Genomic DNA, 17,746 nt, shown 5'->3' on the forward strand with positions numbered 1-17,746 from the left:
AGGCGCCACGCCTGCACCCACCCGTACACGCCAGAAAAACCAGAATGAAAGTTGCCCTCTTCGTCCCCTGCTACATCGACCAGTTCTACCCCCAGGTTGGAATTGCGACGCTGCAGCTGCTGGAAAAGCTGGGCGTGCAAGCGCATTTCCCGGCCCAACAAACCTGCTGCGGCCAGCCGTTGGCCAACAGCGGCTGCGAGCGCGACGCCCTGCCCATCTACAAGCACTTCGTCGACACGTTTCAGGACTACGACTACGTGGTGGCGCCTTCGGGCAGCTGCGTGTACCACGTGCGCAAGCACTTCGACAAGCTGGACCAAACCGCCGAAGTGCAGCACGTGCGCGGCGCGGCCTACGACCTAATTGACTTCATCAGCACGGTGCTGAAGGTGGAAAGCCTGCCCGGTGCCTTCCCGCACAAAGTGGGCCTGCACCTGAGCTGCCACGGCCAGCGCGGCCTGCACCAGGCCAACGAATCGGAAATGACCCCGGTGCGCGACGGCCAGCTCAGCCGCCTGCTGCGCTCCCTGGACGGCATTGAGCTAACTAATCTGAATCGCAACGATGAGTGCTGCGGCTTCGGCGGCACGTTCTGCGTGAGCGAGGCGGGCATCTCGGCCCGCATGGGCCAGGACCGCGTGGCCGACCACGTGCGCAACGGCACGCAGGTGCTCACCGGCAGCGACATGTCGTGCCTCATGCACTTGGAAGGCATCGTGCGTCGGGCCAAGATGCCCATCAAGGTGATGCACGCCGCCGAAATCTTAAACGGAGTAACGTCATGAACCACGCCATTCGCGCCGACAAGTTTTTGCTGGATGCCGACCGCACCACCTGGCACGACGAGACCCTGTGGTTTGTGCGCGAGAAGCGCGACAAAGCCGTGTATGGCGTGCCCGAGTTTCAGGAGCTGCGCGAGCTGGCCTCGCAAATCAAAAACCACACCCTGAGCCGGCTCGACCTGTATTTGCAGGAGTTTGAGGCGGCCGCGCAGGCCAATGGCGTGCACGTGCACTGGGCCGCTGATGCGGCCGAGCACAACGCCATTATCCTCGACATCATCCGCAAGCAGGGCGCCACGCGCGTCGTGAAAAGCAAGTCGATGCTCACCGAGGAATGCCACCTCAATCCGTATCTGCTACAGAACGGGGTGGAAGTGGTGGACACCGACCTGGGCGAGCGGATTATTCAGTTTCGCGACGAGGCGCCGAGCCACATCGTGCTGCCGGCCATCCACCTCAAAAAGGAGGACGTGGGCGACACCTTCCACACCCACCTCGGCACCACCAAGGGCGAAAGCGACCCGCAGCGCCTGACGGAGGCCGCGCGCCAGCACTTGCGGGCCAAGTTTCTGGCGGGCGAAGTGGCCATTTCGGGCGTCAACTTTGCCATTGCCGAAACCGGCGCGGTGGTGGTGTGCACCAACGAGGGCAACGCCGACCTGGGCGTGAACCTGGCCAAGGTGCACATCGCGGCCATGGGCATCGAGAAAATCATTCCGCGCCTGAGCGATTTGGGCGTGTTCACCCGCCTGCTGGCGCGGAGTGCGACCGGCCAGCCCGTCACCACCTACACCTCGCACTTCACCAAGCCGCTGCCGGGCCGCGAGATGCACATCGTCATCGTCGACAACGGCCGCACCCAGCAGCTGGGCCGGCCCGATTTCCGGGCCTCGCTCAAGTGCATTCGCTGCGGGGCCTGCATGAACACCTGCCCGGTGTACCGGCGTAGCGGCGGCCACAGCTACGACTTCACCGTGCCCGGCCCCATCGGGGCCATTCTGTCGCCCAACATCGACATGAAAAAGCACGCCTCGCTGCCCTTTGCCAGCACGCTGTGCGGCTCCTGCACCGACGTGTGCCCCGTGAAAATCGACATTCACACCCAGCTCTACAAGTGGCGGCAGGTGCTGGGCGAGGCCAACGAAATCCCGGCCTCGAAGAAGTGGGGCATGAAGTTCATGGGCCGCGTGCTGGCCAGCACCCGCGTGTATGGCCTGGGCGGGCAGTTTGCGCGCCGGGCGTTGCGCCTGCTGCCGCACGGCCTCACCCACGCCCCTTCCTTCAACGCCTGGGCCGTGGCCCGCGAGCTGCCCGAGCCCCCCAAGCACAGCTTCCGCGAGTGGTACGCCCAGCAGCCCCAGCCCGCCCCGCAACCTAGCCCCCAGGTACCGGCATGAGTGCATCCCGCGACCGCATTTTAGTCGCCGCCCAGGCCAACAAGCCCGAAGAGCTGCCGCTGCCGACGGTGCCGCTGTTTGGCGGCGACGCCACCGCCGAGCGGTTCACGACGGTGCTGGCCGGCATTGGGGGCACCGTGGTGTGGCTCGACGGCTTGGCCAGCCTCGTGCCCACGCTGCAGCAGCTGTTTCCCGACGCCCAAAACACGGCCTCGCCCCTCTTCCGCGGCACCGTGCCCGTCGATGCGCAGACGCCCACCGGCATCATAGCCGCCATCGACCTGGCCGTGCTGCCCGGCGAAATCGGGGTGGCGGAGAACGGCGCCATCTGGCTGCCCGAGGCCAACATGCTGCACCGAGCCTTGCCCACCGTCACGCAGCACCTGGCGCTGGTGCTCGACCATCGCCGCATTGTGGCCACCATGCACCAGGCCTACGCGCTGCTGCCCCACACGGGCGGCTACGGCAAATTCGTGGCGGGGCCTTCCAAAACGGCCGACATCGAGCAGTCGCTCGTGATTGGGGCCCACGGCGCGCGCAGCCTCGTGGTGCTGCTGTATTGAGAACGAAGCAGGGTTTCGACAAAAAAGAAGCGGCCCCCAGTGGAGGCCGCCTCTTCGTCGTTTATTGTTTCACTTAAACTCACTTTGTCCTTTTAAACATTGATGGGGGCGCAGGCATTTTGGCTTTCGCGGGGCCCGTAAGGCGAACCCGGCGGCGACCATCAGGGCGGCTGCCGTGACTGCGACCGGCCTCAAATCCACGAGGCCATTGGGCTGGCAACACTGACATGGCGCGCCGCAGAGACAGATGAAAGAGGACTCCCACCCAATCTTTTACCATCCTGCTGCGCGCCAGTCAGGTTGTAAGTAACTCACCTTACAAAGCTGTCGCCTTGCCCGGCCGAAACCTTCCCGCACCCTCCTGCTATGGGAAAAATCTGGTGAGTGAATACTAACCGGCTTCTGCCAGCTGCCCGCTTAGGCCTGGTGAAACACGCGCGCCAGCGGCTGCACCACCGGCGAGTTGTCGGGATTGGTGTCCATCAGGTCGCCCATGTAGGCCCACCAGCGCTGCATGATTTCGGTGGTCGGCAACAGGTCGGTGGTGTGGCCGGGCACGCGCTTCTGCACCGCAAACAGGGTGCCGCTGGCCGCATCGAGGTAAATGGAATAATCCCGAATGCCGGCCTCGTGCAGCAGGGCCGTGAGCTCGGGCCAGATTTCGTCGTGGCGGCGCTTGTACTCAGCGGCCACGCCGGGCTTCAGCTTCATGGTGAAGGCTACTTCTTCCATAAAAAAAATTATTGTACCGGGGCGCCTACCGACGCCGGCGTGAGGGTGACCGGACCGAGCAAACCGGATTCCAGCGGCGCCCACTTCTCGGCGGTGAAGAGGCCGTCGGCGCCGCGGTTTTCCTTGAGCTTGGCGGGCATGTTGGTGTTGTAGAAAATCTTCCAGTCGACGTGGTTGCGGTCTAGGTCGCTGATGTGGTTGGCCATCAGGTTGCTCACCGTCACGGTGAGCGTGTTGGTGCTTTTGAGCTGATACTTGGGCAGGTACACTTGGTACACCGGCCCCAGCAGCGTGCCCACGGGCTGGCCGTTGAGCTGCACGCGGGCGCTTTGGGCCACGCGGCCCAGGTCGAGCAGCCAGCCGTCGGCGGCGCCCTGCGGCATGGCGAAGGTGGTGGTGTAAGAGGCCGTGCCCGAAAACTTCTTGCCCGCCTCGCCGGCCAGGGTGGTCCAGGAGGCCAGCTCGCGCACCTGCTGCTTGGCCGGCAGCTCCGGGCCGCCCGAAAGGAAACTCAGCTCCCAAGGCGCCGAGAGCGGCTGGGGCGCGGCCGCCAGGGTCATGTAGGGGTAAGCCGGGCCGGTGGCGGCGCCCTCGTGGGTGTCGAGCAGGCAGGTTTCGCCGGGGGCCAGCTGCACGTAGGCTTCGGCCATGCCCTGCGTGGTGGTGCGCAGCGAGGCCATGCCGGTTTGCTCGGTCATGGGGTTATAGAGGGCGGCCGATTTGGCGGCCGTTGCCAGGGGCACCCACGCGGCCACGGGCTTCTCGCCCCAGTTGGCCAAGAAGTAGGTATGCCCCCCGGCGTGGCGCCGCCGGATGAACTGCAGGCCTTCGTCGACCAGGGTTTCGCGTTTCACGCCGGCCTGGGCCAGCAGCGTGTTCACGTCGGCGCCCAGCAGCACGCGGCCCTTGCCCACGGTGGCCTGGCGCACGCCGTCCTTGCCGTCTTTAAACTTGAACTGCGCCACGAGCTTCTGAAAATTGACGCGCCGGTTTTCCAGGTTGCCATAGCCGGGCACGTCGGCCGGGGCTTGGTTTTGCAGCAGGATGGTGGCGCCGTTGGTGGCCAGGCGCAACAGCTGCTCCAGGGTGAGCAAGGGCATGAGGTGGGCGTCGGGCACCAGCAGCGTCTGGTAGCTGGTGCCGCCGGTGGCCAGGGCGGCGCCCTCGTTTTTCAGGCCCAGCACCTGCTTGTCGGAAATGAAGTCGTAGCCGTAGCCTTTGGCCAGCAGCAGCTCGCTGGTGGCCTCCACAGGCAGGCCTTTGAAGCCGTGCTCGATGCCGTCGAAGTGCTGCAGCAGCACCTTGCCGGGCCGGGTGTAGGCGTCGGACTGCGGCAGGTACAGCAGCACGTCGTTGTCGGGCTGGCCCGCCTGCAGGAACGATTGGCAGCGGGCGGTGTAGTGGTTCAGCTTGCCAAAGTCCGTCCAGAACGGGTTTTGCGGGTTAAACTCCACGGCGGCGTAGAACAGCCAGCCGGGCCACTTGGCGGCCTGCGGCGAATAGGCCGTGCCGTGGTAAAACACGTGGTTGACGCCGCCGAGCAGCATGCGGTCGATGGCCTTTTTCACGTCCGAGAGCTTGCTCAGGAAATGGTCATTCTCCCAGGTTGCGGTTTCGGCCGAGGTCAGCGGCTTGCCCGTGACGTGCGCGGCCGACGACGCAAACTTGATGCGCGTGAGGTTCTCCCCTTCCGTTTCGGGAATGTCGGTGGCCGCGTACAAATCCAGGATATTGGCCGGCGAGCCGTGGGCCTGGTTCCGAATCAGGGCGTCGTGGGTTTTGGCCCAGGCGCCCCAGGTTTTAGTATAGTTTTCGAGCAGCAGCTCCGAGATGGTTTCGCGGTAGTCGGTGAGCACGCGCTGATTTTCGTCCTCCGTGGCTTTGCCAAACAGGGCGGGCAGGTGCTGGCGCAAGTCGTAGCCCCGCCGCCGGCTGAATTCCGAGAACATCAGCGGCGTCCAGTTGGCTTCGCCCTGGGCGTCGTCTACCTCGTAGGAGTCGTTAAAAAAGGCGCGAATGGGCTTCACGTTGTGCCCCGCAAAGGCCTTGTCGAAATGCGCCAGGTAATGGTCGGTGGCCGTTTTGGAAAGGTGGTCGATGACGTCGCCCTCGCCGCCGGGGCCGGCGCGCTCCACCTGCTTGCCGTGCCCGCCTTGGAACAGGGCGTACAGCGTCCAGCTGGAGCCGGCCGGGGCCGTCCAGGCCAGCTTGCCCTTGGCGTCGACTTTGCTGGTCAGGTCTTCGGTGGCGCCTTTGTCGGAGTAGGCAATCAGGGCTTGCAGCGGAATAAGCTTCTCGTAGCGCACCTGGTCGAGGGCCAGGGTTTGCAGGTTTTTGTTGGTGGCCACGGGGTCCGACAGCTGCTTGAGGTCCACCTTGTGGCCCACGGCGTTGGCAATGGGCTTCTGCAGGAACGTGACCGGCTCGGCCAGGCTGGCGCCGCCTTTCACCTCAAAGGTTTTGTAGGTCACGTATTTGGAGGCGTCGGCCGGCGTCACCCAGGGCCCGCCGAAGGGCCAGCCCGAGGCCTGGGCCATGTCGATGCCCAGGCCCAGGCGGCCCGCTTCGGTGAGGGTGTGCGAGAGCATGTCCATCCACTTCGGTGACAGGAAGTTGATGAACTGACTCTCGGTGCCCTTCACGCCGTAGATGGTCGTGATTTCCATGCCGCCCAGGCCCGCCTTCTGGTACTCGGTGAGCAAGTGCGTGAGGTCGGCTTTGTTTACGGCGCTGCCCTCCCACCACCAGCGCGTCCAGGGCTTGGTTTGCTGGGTGATGGCGGGCCATTTGGGGGCCTGCGCGTGGGCGCCGAGCGAGGCCAGGAGAAGAAGGGCGAGGGAGCGTTTCATGGGGTGGTTGCTGTGGCGGGGCGCCAGTCGTTACTTCAGCTTGTAAACTTCGCTCCCGGCCAGCAGAAAGCAGCCGAGGCCGTAGTCCTCAAAGTCGGGCTTGCTGGTGTAGCTCACGGGCTGGCTGTCTTTGGGTTCCTTGCCGGTGCCCTGCACGTAGCCCAAAAAGCCGTCTTGGTGGATGCAGTCTTTCACCATGCCCTGCCAGGCTTTGGCGATGATGGGCTCGTACTGCTTTTTGTCGAGCAGGCCGTTGTTCAGGCCCCAGGCCATGCCGTAGGTGAAGAGGGCGGTGCCGGTCATTTCCTTGCCGCCGAAGTGCGTGGGGTCGTGCAGGCTCACGTTCCAGAAACCGTCGGGGCGCTGCAAGGGCGGCAGGGCCTGCATCATGGCCAGGTACATCTGCTCGTATTCGGCGCGGTGGGGGGCGTCTTTGGGCATCACTTCCAGCACGCGCACCATGGCGGCCACCACCCAGCCGTTGCCGCGGCTCCAGTAGCAGTCTTCGCCGTTGGGCTCCTTGTAGGGCGGCACAAAGTCCTTGTCGCGCCACCACAGCTTGTCCTGCGGGTTGTAGAGGCCGTTGCCGCCGTGCTGGGTTTTCGAGAAGTTGTAGATGGCGTACATTTTCTCGTAATAGGCGTTGTCTTTGGTGATGACGGCGAGCTTGGCAAACACCGGCATGGCCATTTGCAGGGCATCAATCCAGTTCCAGTCGTCCACTTTGTCGCTGGCCACCATGCCATCCACGGCGGCTTTGATGTCGTGCAGGCGCTCGGGCCGGGGGTCAATCTGGTAGAGCTCCAGGTAGGTTTGGCCGGCGCACTGGTTGTCGGCGTTGCGGTCGGTCACGCCGTTGCGAATGCCCCACTGGTGCTTCTGGCCCCAGTCCACGGCGTAGTCGTAATAGCGCTTTTGCTGGTCGGTGCGGTACAGGGCCATCAGGCCTTCGTAGTACACGCCCCGCGTCCAGATGTGGCTGGGACGGGCCTTGTTGGTCACTATTTCCTTGCCCGTGTCCGGCCACTTCGCCATGAAGTAGTCGTTGGTCAGGGTCATGGCCTTGAGCACGGCTTTTTTCTTGGGCAGCTTCTGGGCCGCGGCGGGCAGCGCCAGCAGCAGCGCCGCGCAGAGCAAGGATTGCAGGGTGGTTTTTAAGCGCATTGATTTTTTGACTTGAACGTCATGCAGAGCGCAGCGAAGCATCGCGCGTGCTGCCACTAATTCGTACGATTGAGTTACTGCCACATGCGAGATGCTTCGCTGCGCTCTGCATGACGGTTTGTTATTACGAACCCGTTTTCGCTATTTCCACGGCGTACACCTGCGCCTGGCCCTCAAAGTTGGCCCGGAAAATCAGCCATTTGCCATCGGGCGAAAAGTGCACGTTGGGCTCCAGCTTGTAGTCGTGCGTCTTCAGATTGGCCAGCTTCTCCGACCGGAAATGGTCGCCCTCCGGCGTGAACAGGTAAATCCAGTGGCCTTCGGCCGATTTGGCCACGGAGGTGGGGTAGCCGCCGTCGCCGGCAAAGGTCTTTTGGTCGGCCGAGCTGGTGTAGTGCACCGACCATTCGTCGCGGGTGTGGGCGTAGCTTTTCTCCTGGCCGGTTTGCAGGTTGGCGCCCGTCACCGCGAAAGTTTGGCCGCGGGGCTTCTGGTGGTCGAACCAGATGGTTTTGCCGTCGGCCCCAAACCACTCGTGGCCGGCTATTTCGCGGTCCATCGTGCGCTTGTGCACCAGCTTCACGGCCTTGGTTTTGGTGTCGAGGGTCCAGATGCGGTCCACCTTTTCCCACGGCCCTTCGTGGCAAAACATCAGGCACCGCGGGTCGGTGGGCGAAAACTGCACGTGGTTCAGCCACGCGTTGTCGGTAAACAGCTTGGTGAGCTGGCCCTTGCCGTCGGCGCTCACCATGAAGAGCGTGCGCGGCAGCTTGGCTTCGTAAATGCGATTGAAAAAGTCGCTTTTGGCCGGGTACTGCCGGTAAATTTCCTTCTCGGCATCGCTGCCCCACGCCCCTCCCAGCTGGCTTTCGTCGGCATTGAGCGTGGTGATGTCGGCCTTGAAATCGGACGGAAACACAAACACGCGGCGCGTTTTCTTCGAGTCGATGTGCGTGGCGTACACCGTGTCGCCCACCTGGTAGAACACCTCGCGGCGCTTCTTGCCCACTATTTCGCCGTGCACCCGGGCAAAGGGCCGGGTGAGGGCTTCGCTCTGGTGGGTTTTGAGATTGAGCGCATACAGCTGCTTGCCCGCCGGCGAGCTGTGGTAATACACCATTTTGTCGCCGGCCGCGCCCAGGCTTTTCACAAACGGGTTGTTGTGAAAGTAGAAGCTCTCGTTGGCGCCGTCGAGGGCCGTGAGGCGCACGATTTTATGGCCGGTGTCGGCGTCAATCCACTCGGCGGCGGGCATGGGCTTTTGCGAGCCCGTGGCCAGCTTGGTTTGGGCATGACCGGCCAAGCTGAGCAGCAGGCCACCGGCAACGGGCAGGTAGCGGTTGGTTTTCATGGGGTGGGAATGGAGGTAAGCATCTGCAAGAACCTGCGGGCCTTTGCCCAAACCTTCCTGTACTCTTCGGTGTGCCCGCGTAGCCCCCGGAAACGACAGCGCAGGCTCCAACACCTGGAGCGGGGCGCCGAGGCGGAATGGTAAACGACGGCCCGCGCGTTATCTTGCTGCAGTCTGGTAACTACAACGCTACACTCCTTCGCCTTCTGCCATGCGCCGTCGCCTGCTGTCATTGCCGGCTGCCCTCACCGGCGCCTTGTGCCTGCGGGGAGTGCATGCCCAGGCCCAGCTGCACGTCAGCGTTGGCCCCGCGCTGGGCCTCAATGTGGCCACGGCCCCTTATTTCGAAAGACGGTCTTATACCAGCGCGCATACCCAGGGGATTGAAGCAGGCCTCCGGGCTTCGGTTGGCCAGAACCACTGGGAACTGCAGCCCGCGCTGCTTTTTTCTCAAAAAGGGTTTGGCATCAACGACGACTACACCGAGCAGAACGCGGGGCAGGCAACCACCATCGTGACCAAAGGCACCTACCGGCTCAACTACCTCGCGCTGCCGCTGGACCTGGCCTACACCCAACGGGCCGACGGCCAGGGCTTCCGACTTTTTGCGGGTGGCTACGCTGGGCTTCTGCTCGGCGGCACCTATTCGAAGGGCACCAGCTACTCCGTCCGCACGCCGCATGCGGCGTCGGGTGGCTATTCGGAGGTTTCGGGGCAAGTGGCCGGGGGCGACTATTTCTCTGGCACCGTTGGCGACAACACCTACTATTGCCGAAGCTTCGATTTTGGCGTGCAGGGTGGCCTGGGCTATCGGCACGGCCCTGCCCTGGTGCAGGCGGGCTACAGCTTGGGCCTGCGCGACCTTGGCGCCACCTACAAATTCGGCAATGGCTCGACAGCAGCCGGCCCTGCTTTCCGGAATCGGACCTTTCAGCTTTCCCTGGCCTACTTGTTTGCCCTCACGAAGTAGCGGGCCTGCTGCCAGCCGGCTTCAAGGCCCGGCAATTCTACTACTGTAGCCGGGGTGCACCGCTACCGACGCCCCCGCCGGGTGCCCCGAAAAAGCCGCCCCCGCTCGTTGCTGACCAGAAAGCTGGAATCCGACATCAATACCAACCCCTCGGCCTGCCCGGTGGTGGGCAGCGCCCGGAAGCGTTTGGGCCCGTCGAACAAGCCACGGCCCGGTGCATTGGCGAATAAAAACACGCCGCCGTAGCCCAGCAGGGCCACCGTGCGCCCGTCGGGGCTGATGTCGGCCGCGGTGATGGGACGGCCCAGTCGGAGGCTGTCGCGCAGCACGGCCACGTGCCGGCCGGGGCGGGCCGGCAGCACGTAGTGCTTGGTGTACTGGCGCAGGCTGCGGTCTTTGCTGAACAGGTGCAGGCTGTCCTGGCACCAGTAAAAGGCTTCGCAGTCGAAGTTGCGGCGGCCCCGGCGCGGCGGAAACGCGTGCTGGTCGGGGTAGCGGAAGGCAATGGTGTCGACTACCGGCTGGCCCGCGCGCACGCTCATGCGGTAGATGGCCAGGTCCCGGCGCTGGTTGCGGTTGTTGCCGAAGTCGCCGATGTACAACCGGCCGGCATCGTCGCGGGCCAGGTCTTCCCAGTCGGTATTGGGCAGCGGCGCCAGGTTGAGGCTGCGCCGGATGGTGCCGGGCAGCTCCAGCTGAAACAGTTGCGCGGGCGTACCCGCATCGCCGTGGGTCCAGAAAGCGGCGACTGTGTCGGCGCGGGCCAGGCCCGAGCTTTCGCGCACCGCTCGGGGCAGGCGCCCGGCGCGGTGCACGGCGTAGCGCGCCCGTTCAAAACGGCCCCGCCCGTGGTTGGCCGGCGCGCCAACCAGCACGGCGTGCACGAAGACCAACACCGGAAAAAAAGCGTCGCGCAGCAGGTGGAGCATAAACGGGGCAAAAATCTTTCGCGTATTCCCGCTGTTACGGATGCCCGCCACTTGAGGCTCCTTTCCACCGCATGACCAACCTTCCCCGCCTGTTACGTTCGGCCACCATCATCGCGCTAGCCGGCCTGCTATTCCCCCTTATGCTGCGTGCCCAAGCGCCCAAACCCATGTCGCTGCCACAGACCCTGCGCGCAAGCCAGTGGAAGAAGCGCGTGCTGCTGGTAGCGGCGCCCAACGCGCAGCAAGCCGATTTCCGGCAGCAACAGGCCCTGCTGGCTACGCAGCAAGCCGCTTTGGCCGAGCGCGACTTCCTGGTGCTGCCGGTGCTGTATGAGCAGCTTTCGGCCGCCGACACGCAGTTTTTGACGCGCGAAATTGGCATCAAGCCGCCGGCTTTTGCCGCCGTGCTCATCGGCAAAGACGGCGGCGTGAAAGAGCGCAGCGGCCGGCCCATGAAACCGGAAAACCTCTTCGGCACCGTGGACAAAATGCCCATGCGCCGGCAGGAGATGCGGAAGTAGACGCCGTGATTGCCGCGCTGCGCTCGCACTAACGGTCCCTCCTACCCCAACGACTTCGTGAAGCCCACTTTAATCTTGAGCTGGAAGTCCGAAATGACTTTAAAAATCTCCTTCAGCGTCACCTGCTCCACTTTGGTCAGGGTTTTGGGGTCGAGGTAGTTGTCGGGCGCCACGTTGTCGCTGATGATTTGGGCGGCCTGCTTTTTGAGGCGCACGCCCATGAGGTAGTAGTAGGACTGCAGCAGCTCCTGGGTTTCGCGCTCCGTGAACACGCCCTCGGCGCGCAGGGCTTCGAGGCGCTCGCCGGTGTTGGTGGCGAAAATGCGGTGCCGCAGGGCGTACATGCGCACCAAATCGACGATGGGCGACATGGTGCGCTTGAGGTTGAACACCTGCTGCGAGCCCACGGCAAACGTCCGGATGTTGCGGAAAAACGTGAGCGGCGGCTCGTACTGCAGCGCGTTCACGGCCATGTAGTGGAAAAACCGGTCGCGCGGCTTCTGCAGCTCAGCGGCCAGAAACTCGTGCAGCTCGTCCATGATTTCGGCATCGCCATAGAGGTAGCGGCAGTCGAACGACGCCGCGAACTGCATGCCCGATTCCGGGTTCGAGTCGGTCATCCACTCCACGTAGTTGCGCTTCCAGTGCGAGAGCGAGTGCGTCCACTTGGGGTTCTTGGCCATGAAGCCGCCCTCGCAGTAGCTGAAGCCGATGGCGTTGAGCTGGTCGCTCACCATCTCGGCAAATTTCAGGAAGTAGGCCCGCACTTCCTCGCGGTGCTCGTTGGCCTTGTCTTCGTAAATAATGGCATTGTCCTGGTCCGTGAGCAGGGTTTGCTCTTTGCGGCCTTCGCTGCCCAGCACCATGTACACGAACTTGGCCGGCGGCGGGCCCAGCTCCGCAATGGCCCCCTCGATGAGCTTGAGGGCAATGGTGTCGGAGACGGTGGTGATGACCTGGTTCACGATTTCGGGCTTCACGCCGCGGTTCAGGAGCTGGTACACCATCTCCGGCACTTGTTCCCAGCGGCGCTTCAACTCGGGCACGGCCACGGCCTGCTTCACGCTCTGAATGAAGATGAACGGCGACTGGTCCTGGTCGTCAGTCAGCAGCTTGTTGCGGCTCAGAAAGCCCACGTACTCGCCGTCGGTTTCCACCAGCAGGTAGCGCGTTTTGGTTCGGAACATCAGCAGGATGGCCTCGTACACGAAGGCCCGCGAGCTGATGCTCACCACCGGCGCGTCCACGATGGTTTCGACGGGCTGGTGGGCATCGAGCAGGCCGGCCACCACCTTGTCGCGCAGGGTGATGTCGGTGACGTAGCCGATGATGTGGCCGCCCACGTCGGCGTTGGTGATGAAGTAGCAGCTGGTGCGGGCGGCGGCCATGCGCCGGGCCACTTCGTGGATGGGCGTGTAGGCCGCACACACATCCAGGGGCCGCATTTCCAGCGTCTCGATGCGGCGCGAAAACAGCTGGTCCGACGCCAGGTAGTTCTCGCCGGCGCTGCTGGCCGGCCGCACAAAGTGGGCGTACTCTTCGTTCAGCATGCGCTGCCCGTAGCGCGCCGTGAAAAAATGGAAGAATTTCTCGTAGGCCTTGCACAACGCGCGAAACTCGCGCCGGTGCAGGAAGTACACGCGGGTGTCTTTTTTGGCCCGCACGGTGCGCAAAGAGCGTTTTTTGTTCAGCAGCACCGAGATGCCACCGTAGCACTCGCCGGCCCGGCTGTGCTCAATCACGCGCTTGTTCTGCTGGCTGTCGTAAAAAAACGTCTCGTACTCGCCTTCCACAATGATGTCGATGCCGCGCAGCTTGGTCACGCCCTGGTAGTAGATGATGGCCTCGCGGGGGTGGCGCACCTCTTGCAGGCCCTCGGCCACTTCGGCCAGCACTTCCTCCGGCAGCAGGTCGAAGGGCTTCACGGTGCGCAGAAAATCGAGTTTTTCGGACATGGTATCGGGAATAATCTTCAATTAGCCAATCAGAAAGAACGCCAGCAGCAGCAGCGCCACCGTGCCCAGCAGCAGCCACGGCGCCACCCCGATGCGCAGGCGCTTGGGCCGCAGCGGTTGCGCCGGCCGCGGCTCGGGCACGGTCACGGGCTCTTGGCGGGCCACGGTTTCGTCAGTAATCAGCCCTTGGCGGCGCATCTCAAAATAGCAGCGGGCCGTGGCGCGCACGTCGACCATGGCATCGTGCGCGTTTTCGAGGGGCTCGTGAAAGAGGCGCTGGTACAGCTCGCCCAGGCGCAGAAAGCCTTGCGTGGGGTGGCGCACCAGCGGGCTGGTGGCCCGCATGGTGCAGAAGGTGGGCAGGTTCAGCAGCGGATTTTTGAGGCCGGCCCGGTGAAAACCCACGCCCATCATGTGGAAATCGAGCTGCATGAAATGGGCCACCACCAGCGGCTGGTAGTGCAGCAGGTCGCGGTGCAGGCGCTGCATCACGGCGTGGCGGGGCCGCCCGTTGGCCCGCAGAAAGTCCACGGTGAGGCCGTGCACGCGGCCCGACTCGGGGCTCATGTCGTAGTCGCTGGGCTGAATGTAGTGGTTTTCGGCTTTGATTTCGCGGCCGTCGGGCGTGCACACCACCCAGGCCAGCTGCACGATGTGCGGCCAGTTTTTGCGGCTGGCATACGGCTTGGTCCAGTCGCGCGGGATGCCCGAAGTTTCGGTGTCGACGAACAGCAGGTAGTCTTTCACGGCGCGGGCGGGCCCCTGAGCGGGCAGCTGACAACAAAAGTCCGGGGAATTCCTTCCCGGTCCTAACCGCTCCCGGCCTACGCGTGCTGCCGCCGGCCCGACGACTCGCGCATCAGCAGGTGGGGCTCCAACACGATTTTGCGGGGCGCCAGGCGGTGGCCGGCCTGCTGCACCATTTCCAGCAGCAGGCGCACGGCGGCGCCGCCCATCTCTTCGCACTGCTGGTCGATGGTGGTGAGCTGCGGCTCGGTGAGCGACGAAAACGTTTCGTTGCCGAAGCCGCCCAGGGCCACGTCGTGCGGCACGCGCAGCCCGTGCTCTTTGAGGGCCTGCAAGGCCCCCACGGCCGTAAAATCGCCGGCCGAGAAGATGGCATCGGGCCGCTCGGGCAGGGCCAGCAGCTGCCGCACGCTCACGGCGCCGTCGGCCAAAGACATGTCTTTCGAGAGCACCACCAAATCCTCTTCCACCGACAGGCCGGCTTCGCGCAGGGCCTGGCAGTAGCCCTCGTACCGGTCTTTGTAGATGTTGAGGTGCTGGGGGCCGCCCAGGTGCGCAATGCGGCGGCGGCCCTGTTGCAGCAGGTGCCGGGTGGCCAGGTAGCCCCCGGCCTGGTCGTCCACCACCACGGCGCTCACTTCGCTGCCGTTGAGAATGCGGTCGAAAAACACCAGCGGCATGTTGCGCTGGCGCACCTTTTCGAAGTGCTTGAAGTCGTGCGTGGTGCGCGCCAACGACACCAGAATGCCATCGACCTGCGCGTTTATCAGCGTTTCCACGTTTTTGGCCTCGTGGGCGTAGTCCTCGTTCGACTGGCACAGCATCACGTTGAAGCCGGCCTGGTTGGCCACGGCCTCGATGCCCTTCACCACCAGGGCAAAGAAGTGGCCGTCGATGTTGGGCACGATTACGCCCAGCGTGTTGCTGCGGCCTTTGCGCAGGGCCGCGGCCAGGTGGTTGGGCTGGTAGTTGAGCTGCTCGGCCAGCTCCCACACCCGCGCGCGGGTGGCCTCGCTGATGCGCGAATGCCCGCTCAGCGCCCGCGACACCGTGGAAACGGCGAGGTTCAGCTCTTTCGCAATGTCCGAAATAGAAGCGTGTTTGAGAGCCAAAGCAATTGAAATGAAAAGCGAAAAGTGAGGAGCGAAGGGCAAAAATACGTCTTCGCCGGGCCGGGGCTTTCCCGGCCGTAGTCATGCCAAAACCTTAGTTACCGGCTTCTTTGTAGTGCACTTCCGAGAGCTCGCGCAGGCGCCCGGCGCTGAACTCGGGCGTGACGTCGCGCTGGGGGTCGCCCAGCATCTCGTAGCCCACCATGAACTTGCGCACCGTGGCCGAACGCAGCAGCGGCGGGTAGAAATGCATGTGCAAGTGCCACTCGGGGTGCGCCTGCCCGTCGGTGGGCCGCTGGTGCAGGCCGGCCGAGTACGGGAACGAGATGTTGAACAGGTTGTCGTAGCGAATGGTGAGGCGGCGCACGGCGTCGGCCAGGGCGTCGCGCTCTGCGGGCGTGAGCTGGGTGATGTCCTGCACGGCGCGGCGCGAGACTATCAGCGTCTCGTAGGGCCACACGGCCCAGTAGGGCACCAGCACCACGAAATGCTCGTTTTCGAGCACCACCCGCTCCTGCTTTTCCAGCTCAATTTTGAGGTAGTCGCTCAGCAGCGTGCGGCCGTGCTCCTGGAAGTAGGCCAACTGCTGCACCGTTTCCTGGGCGGGCTCGCCGGGCACGGTGCGCTGGGCCCAAATCTGGCCGTGCGGGTGCGGGTTCGAGCAGCCCATCATCGGGCCCTTGTTCTCAAAAATCTGCACGTAGTTGATGTCGGGCCGCGCGCCGAGCGTTTGGAATTCCTCCACCCACAAATCCACCACTTTCCGGATGGCCGGCACGGTCATTTGCGGCAAGGTCAGGTCGTGGCGCGGCGAGAAGCAGATGACGCGGCAGATGCCCGATTCGGCCTCGGCCCGCAGCAGGCCGCCTTCGTTCACTCCGCCGGTGGGCACGTCGGCCGTGAGGGCGCCGAAGTCGTTGTTGAAGACATAGGTCGACTCATATTTCGGGTTCACCTCGCCGCCCACGCGGGCATTGCCGGGGCACAGGTAGCAGGTGGGGTCGTAGGCGGGGCGCTGGTCCTGCTCGGTTTCTTCCTGCTGGCCCTGCCAGGGGCGCTTGGAGCGGTGCGGCGACACCAGCACCCATTCGCCCGACAGGGCATTGAAGCGACGGTGCGGGTGTTCGGTGGAATCGAAGGAAGGCATGGGGTTGTAGGGTTTCGTTCAACGGTTCGCCTCACCCCCCGGCCCCCTCTCCTCAGGGAGAGGGGGAGCCACGGCGGTGCGGGCATCTAATTGAATAATCTATTCGAGTTGAATAATCTATTCGAGAATCGGCTGGCGCCCCCTATCCCTAAGGAGAGGGAGCCGGCCCCGACGGGGTCCCGTGAGGCGCCCGTTAGGCCGACGCCAGCCCCACCCCGTCCACTATCGTCGTCTGGTAGGTTTCCAGCTTCAGACCAAATTTCTCCTGGTAGGCTTTGCTCACGCTGGCGATGAATTCGTCCACCTTATCGGGCGCCACCAGGTTGATGGTGCAGCCGCCGAAGCCGCCGCCCATCATGCGGGCGCCAAACACGCCGGGCGCAGCCTGGGCCGCTTCTACCAGCACGTCGAGCTCGGCGCAGCTCACTTCGTAGTCGTCGCGCAGGCCGGCGTGGCTGCCGTACATTTCCTGGCCGAAGGCGGCCATGTCGCCGGCCAGCAGGTGGCGGCAGGCGGCCTCCACGCGGGCGTTTTCCTGCACCACGTAGGCGCAGCGGCGGTACACAGTGCCGCCCAGCTCGCTGCGGTGGGCGTCGAGCATCTCCATGGTGGCGTCGCGCAGGGTGCTCACTTCGGGGTGCTTCTGCTGCAGCACGCTCACGCCGCGCTCGCACTCCTGGCGACGGGTGTTGTACTCGGAACTGGCCAGGCTGTGCTTCACGCCTGAGTTGCAGAGCACGATGCGGCAGGCCCGGGTGTCGAAGGGGAAGTATTCGTATTGGAGCGAGCGGCAATCGAGGCGCACCACGTGGGCGTCGCGCCCAAACAGGCTGGCAAACTGGTCCATGATGCCGCACATCACGCCGGCGTAGGTATGCTCGGCTAGTTGGGCAATGCGGGCCAGCTCCATTTTCTCAAAACCAGCTTTCAGCAAGTGGTTGAGGGCGAACGCCAAGCCGCACTCAATGGCCGCCGACGACGACATGCCCGCGCCCAGCGGCACGGTGCCCGCAAACACGCAGTCGAAGCCCGGCACGTTTACGCCGCGCTGCTGAAACTGCGCGGCCACGCCCAGCAGGTAATTGGCCCAGTGCGTGTCGCTGGGGCTGATTTCGGCGGCGTTGGCCAGCTCCAGGGTTTCGTTCAGGTCGTGGGCCACCAGCCGGATTTGCGGGCCTTGGTTCAGCCCCACGGCAAACACGGCCTCCTTGTCGACGGCGGCCGGCAGCACAAAGCCGCCGTTGTAATCGGTGTGCTCGCCGATGAGGTTGACGCGGCCAGGGGCCCGCACCAGCAGCGGCGCGTAGCCGAAATGTTGTTGAAAGTCAGCCGCAACGGCCTGAGCAAGTGACGCAGACATGAGGGAACCGGGTGGGGTGAGGGAAAACGGAAAATACTGCTCCTGCGTACGCAAATCGACCAGCCACGGCCAGCCAGCTGCATTAGAGGCCGAAAGTAACACCTTGGCCGTAGAAACGCGCAAACGTTTGCCGGCACACGCGGTTTCGGTACTTTCGCCGCCCCTCC

15 protein-coding genes are annotated in these 17,746 nt (G+C 64.1%); 5 read left to right on the plus strand and 10 right to left on the minus strand.

Annotated elements, in window-relative coordinates:
* The first annotated feature begins 44 nt into the window (after nt 1–44).
* Genes JAO73_RS03330 through JAO73_RS03340 form a run of 3 tightly spaced genes read left to right on the plus strand, consistent with a single transcriptional unit; the run spans nt 45 to nt 2,742 of the window.
* Entirely contained in the window at nt 45–785 is a 741-nt protein-coding gene (locus JAO73_RS03330; protein WP_190923312.1) for a (Fe-S)-binding protein, read from the plus strand.
* The gene (locus JAO73_RS03335; protein ID WP_198975756.1) at nt 782–2,179 is read left to right on the plus strand and encodes a lactate utilization protein B; all 1,398 of its coding nucleotides are present in this window, start codon (nt 782–784) and stop codon (nt 2,177–2,179) included. The genes JAO73_RS03330 and JAO73_RS03335 overlap by 4 nt, the downstream gene beginning before the upstream one ends.
* A complete protein-coding gene (locus tag JAO73_RS03340) occupies nt 2,176–2,742 on the plus strand; it encodes a LutC/YkgG family protein (protein WP_198975757.1) in 567 nt (188 codons plus the stop codon). Before JAO73_RS03335 ends, JAO73_RS03340 begins: the two co-directional genes overlap by 4 nt.
* A 417-nt stretch (nt 2,743–3,159) precedes the next feature.
* Here JAO73_RS03340 and rhaM read toward each other — a convergent pair whose 3' ends face one another.
* The 4 genes from rhaM to JAO73_RS03360 form a co-directional block, all read right to left on the minus strand.
* On the minus strand, nt 3,160–3,474 hold the full coding sequence (gene rhaM, locus JAO73_RS03345) for an L-rhamnose mutarotase (RefSeq protein WP_198975758.1): 315 nt from the start codon (nt 3,472–3,474) through the stop codon (nt 3,160–3,162).
* A gap of 8 nt (nt 3,475–3,482) precedes the next feature.
* Nucleotides 3,483–6,323 carry a glycosyl hydrolase gene (locus JAO73_RS03350; RefSeq protein ID WP_198975759.1) on the minus strand — a complete coding sequence of 947 codons (2,841 nt, stop codon included), beginning with the start codon at nt 6,321–6,323 and terminating at the stop codon, nt 3,483–3,485.
* Between the two features lie 30 nt (nt 6,324–6,353).
* Nucleotides 6,354–7,487, minus strand: coding sequence for a glycoside hydrolase family 88/105 protein (locus JAO73_RS03355; RefSeq protein ID WP_198975760.1), 1,134 nt, complete (start codon nt 7,485–7,487; stop codon nt 6,354–6,356).
* A 124-nt stretch (nt 7,488–7,611) separates the two neighbouring features.
* Nucleotides 7,612–8,838, minus strand: coding sequence for an oligogalacturonate lyase family protein (locus tag JAO73_RS03360; RefSeq protein WP_198975761.1), 1,227 nt, complete (start codon nt 8,836–8,838; stop codon nt 7,612–7,614).
* A gap of 211 nt (nt 8,839–9,049) precedes the next feature.
* On the opposite strand from JAO73_RS03360, the gene JAO73_RS03365 reads away from it, so the two are divergent.
* Entirely contained in the window at nt 9,050–9,808 is a 759-nt protein-coding gene (locus JAO73_RS03365; RefSeq protein WP_198975762.1) for an outer membrane beta-barrel protein, read from the plus strand.
* Nucleotides 9,809–9,870: 62 nt separating this feature from the next.
* Here JAO73_RS03365 and JAO73_RS03370 read toward each other — a convergent pair whose 3' ends face one another.
* Nucleotides 9,871–10,737 carry an NHL repeat-containing protein gene (locus JAO73_RS03370; protein ID WP_198975763.1) on the minus strand — a complete coding sequence of 289 codons (867 nt, stop codon included), beginning with the start codon at nt 10,735–10,737 and terminating at the stop codon, nt 9,871–9,873.
* Between the two features lie 71 nt (nt 10,738–10,808).
* Here JAO73_RS03370 and JAO73_RS03375 point away from each other — a divergent pair, with 71 nt between their 5' ends.
* Entirely contained in the window at nt 10,809–11,258 is a 450-nt protein-coding gene (locus JAO73_RS03375) for a DUF4174 domain-containing protein (protein ID WP_198975764.1), read from the plus strand.
* Between the two features lie 41 nt (nt 11,259–11,299).
* On the opposite strand, the gene JAO73_RS03380 is transcribed toward JAO73_RS03375, so the two are convergent.
* The 5 genes from JAO73_RS03380 to galK all read right to left on the minus strand — a co-directional run bounded on the left by JAO73_RS03380 (nt 11,300) and on the right by galK (nt 17,579).
* On the minus strand, nt 11,300–13,213 hold the full coding sequence (locus JAO73_RS03380) for a DUF294 nucleotidyltransferase-like domain-containing protein (protein ID WP_198975765.1): 1,914 nt from the start codon (nt 13,211–13,213) through the stop codon (nt 11,300–11,302).
* Between the two features lie 21 nt (nt 13,214–13,234).
* Entirely contained in the window at nt 13,235–13,960 is a 726-nt protein-coding gene (locus JAO73_RS03385; protein ID WP_198975766.1) for a 3'-5' exonuclease, read from the minus strand.
* A gap of 77 nt (nt 13,961–14,037) precedes the next feature.
* A complete protein-coding gene (locus tag JAO73_RS03390) occupies nt 14,038–15,072 on the minus strand; it encodes a LacI family DNA-binding transcriptional regulator (RefSeq protein WP_190923301.1) in 1,035 nt (344 codons plus the stop codon).
* A gap of 94 nt (nt 15,073–15,166) precedes the next feature.
* Complete coding sequence (locus JAO73_RS03395; protein WP_198975767.1) at nt 15,167–16,219, minus strand: UDP-glucose--hexose-1-phosphate uridylyltransferase; 1,053 nt, start codon at nt 16,217–16,219, stop codon at nt 15,167–15,169.
* A 193-nt stretch (nt 16,220–16,412) separates the two neighbouring features.
* Nucleotides 16,413–17,579, minus strand: a complete 1,167-nt coding sequence (gene galK / locus JAO73_RS03400) for a galactokinase (RefSeq protein WP_198975768.1) — start codon at nt 17,577–17,579, stop codon at nt 16,413–16,415.
* Nucleotides 17,580–17,746 lie beyond the last annotated feature (167 nt).

The sequence above is a fragment of the Hymenobacter miniatus genome (assembly GCF_016427455.1).
Classification (GTDB): Bacteria; Bacteroidota; Bacteroidia; order Cytophagales; family Hymenobacteraceae; genus Hymenobacter; species Hymenobacter armeniacus.

Bases quoted from the DNA above. Each gene is read 5' to 3' on its own strand.
- JAO73_RS03330 (WP_190923312.1), top strand. From the start codon at position 45: ATGAAAGTTGCCCTCTTCGTCCCCTGCTACATCGACCAGTTCTACCCC.
- JAO73_RS03335 (WP_198975756.1), top strand. From the start codon at position 782: ATGAACCACGCCATTCGCGCCGACAAGTTTTTGCTGGATGCCGACCGC.
- JAO73_RS03340 (WP_198975757.1), top strand. From the start codon at position 2,176: ATGAGTGCATCCCGCGACCGCATTTTAGTCGCCGCCCAGGCCAACAAG.
- rhaM (WP_198975758.1), bottom strand. From the start codon at position 3,474: ATGGAAGAAGTAGCCTTCACCATGAAGCTGAAGCCCGGCGTGGCCGCT.
- JAO73_RS03350 (WP_198975759.1), bottom strand. From the start codon at position 6,323: ATGAAACGCTCCCTCGCCCTTCTTCTCCTGGCCTCGCTCGGCGCCCAC.
- JAO73_RS03355 (WP_198975760.1), bottom strand. From the start codon at position 7,487: ATGCGCTTAAAAACCACCCTGCAATCCTTGCTCTGCGCGGCGCTGCTG.
- JAO73_RS03360 (WP_198975761.1), bottom strand. From the start codon at position 8,838: ATGAAAACCAACCGCTACCTGCCCGTTGCCGGTGGCCTGCTGCTCAGC.
- JAO73_RS03365 (WP_198975762.1), top strand. From the start codon at position 9,050: ATGCGCCGTCGCCTGCTGTCATTGCCGGCTGCCCTCACCGGCGCCTTG.
- JAO73_RS03370 (WP_198975763.1), bottom strand. From the start codon at position 10,737: ATGCTCCACCTGCTGCGCGACGCTTTTTTTCCGGTGTTGGTCTTCGTG.
- JAO73_RS03375 (WP_198975764.1), top strand. From the start codon at position 10,809: ATGACCAACCTTCCCCGCCTGTTACGTTCGGCCACCATCATCGCGCTA.
- JAO73_RS03380 (WP_198975765.1), bottom strand. From the start codon at position 13,213: ATGTCCGAAAAACTCGATTTTCTGCGCACCGTGAAGCCCTTCGACCTG.
- JAO73_RS03395 (WP_198975767.1), bottom strand. From the start codon at position 16,219: ATGCCTTCCTTCGATTCCACCGAACACCCGCACCGTCGCTTCAATGCC.
- galK (WP_198975768.1), bottom strand. From the start codon at position 17,579: ATGTCTGCGTCACTTGCTCAGGCCGTTGCGGCTGACTTTCAACAACAT.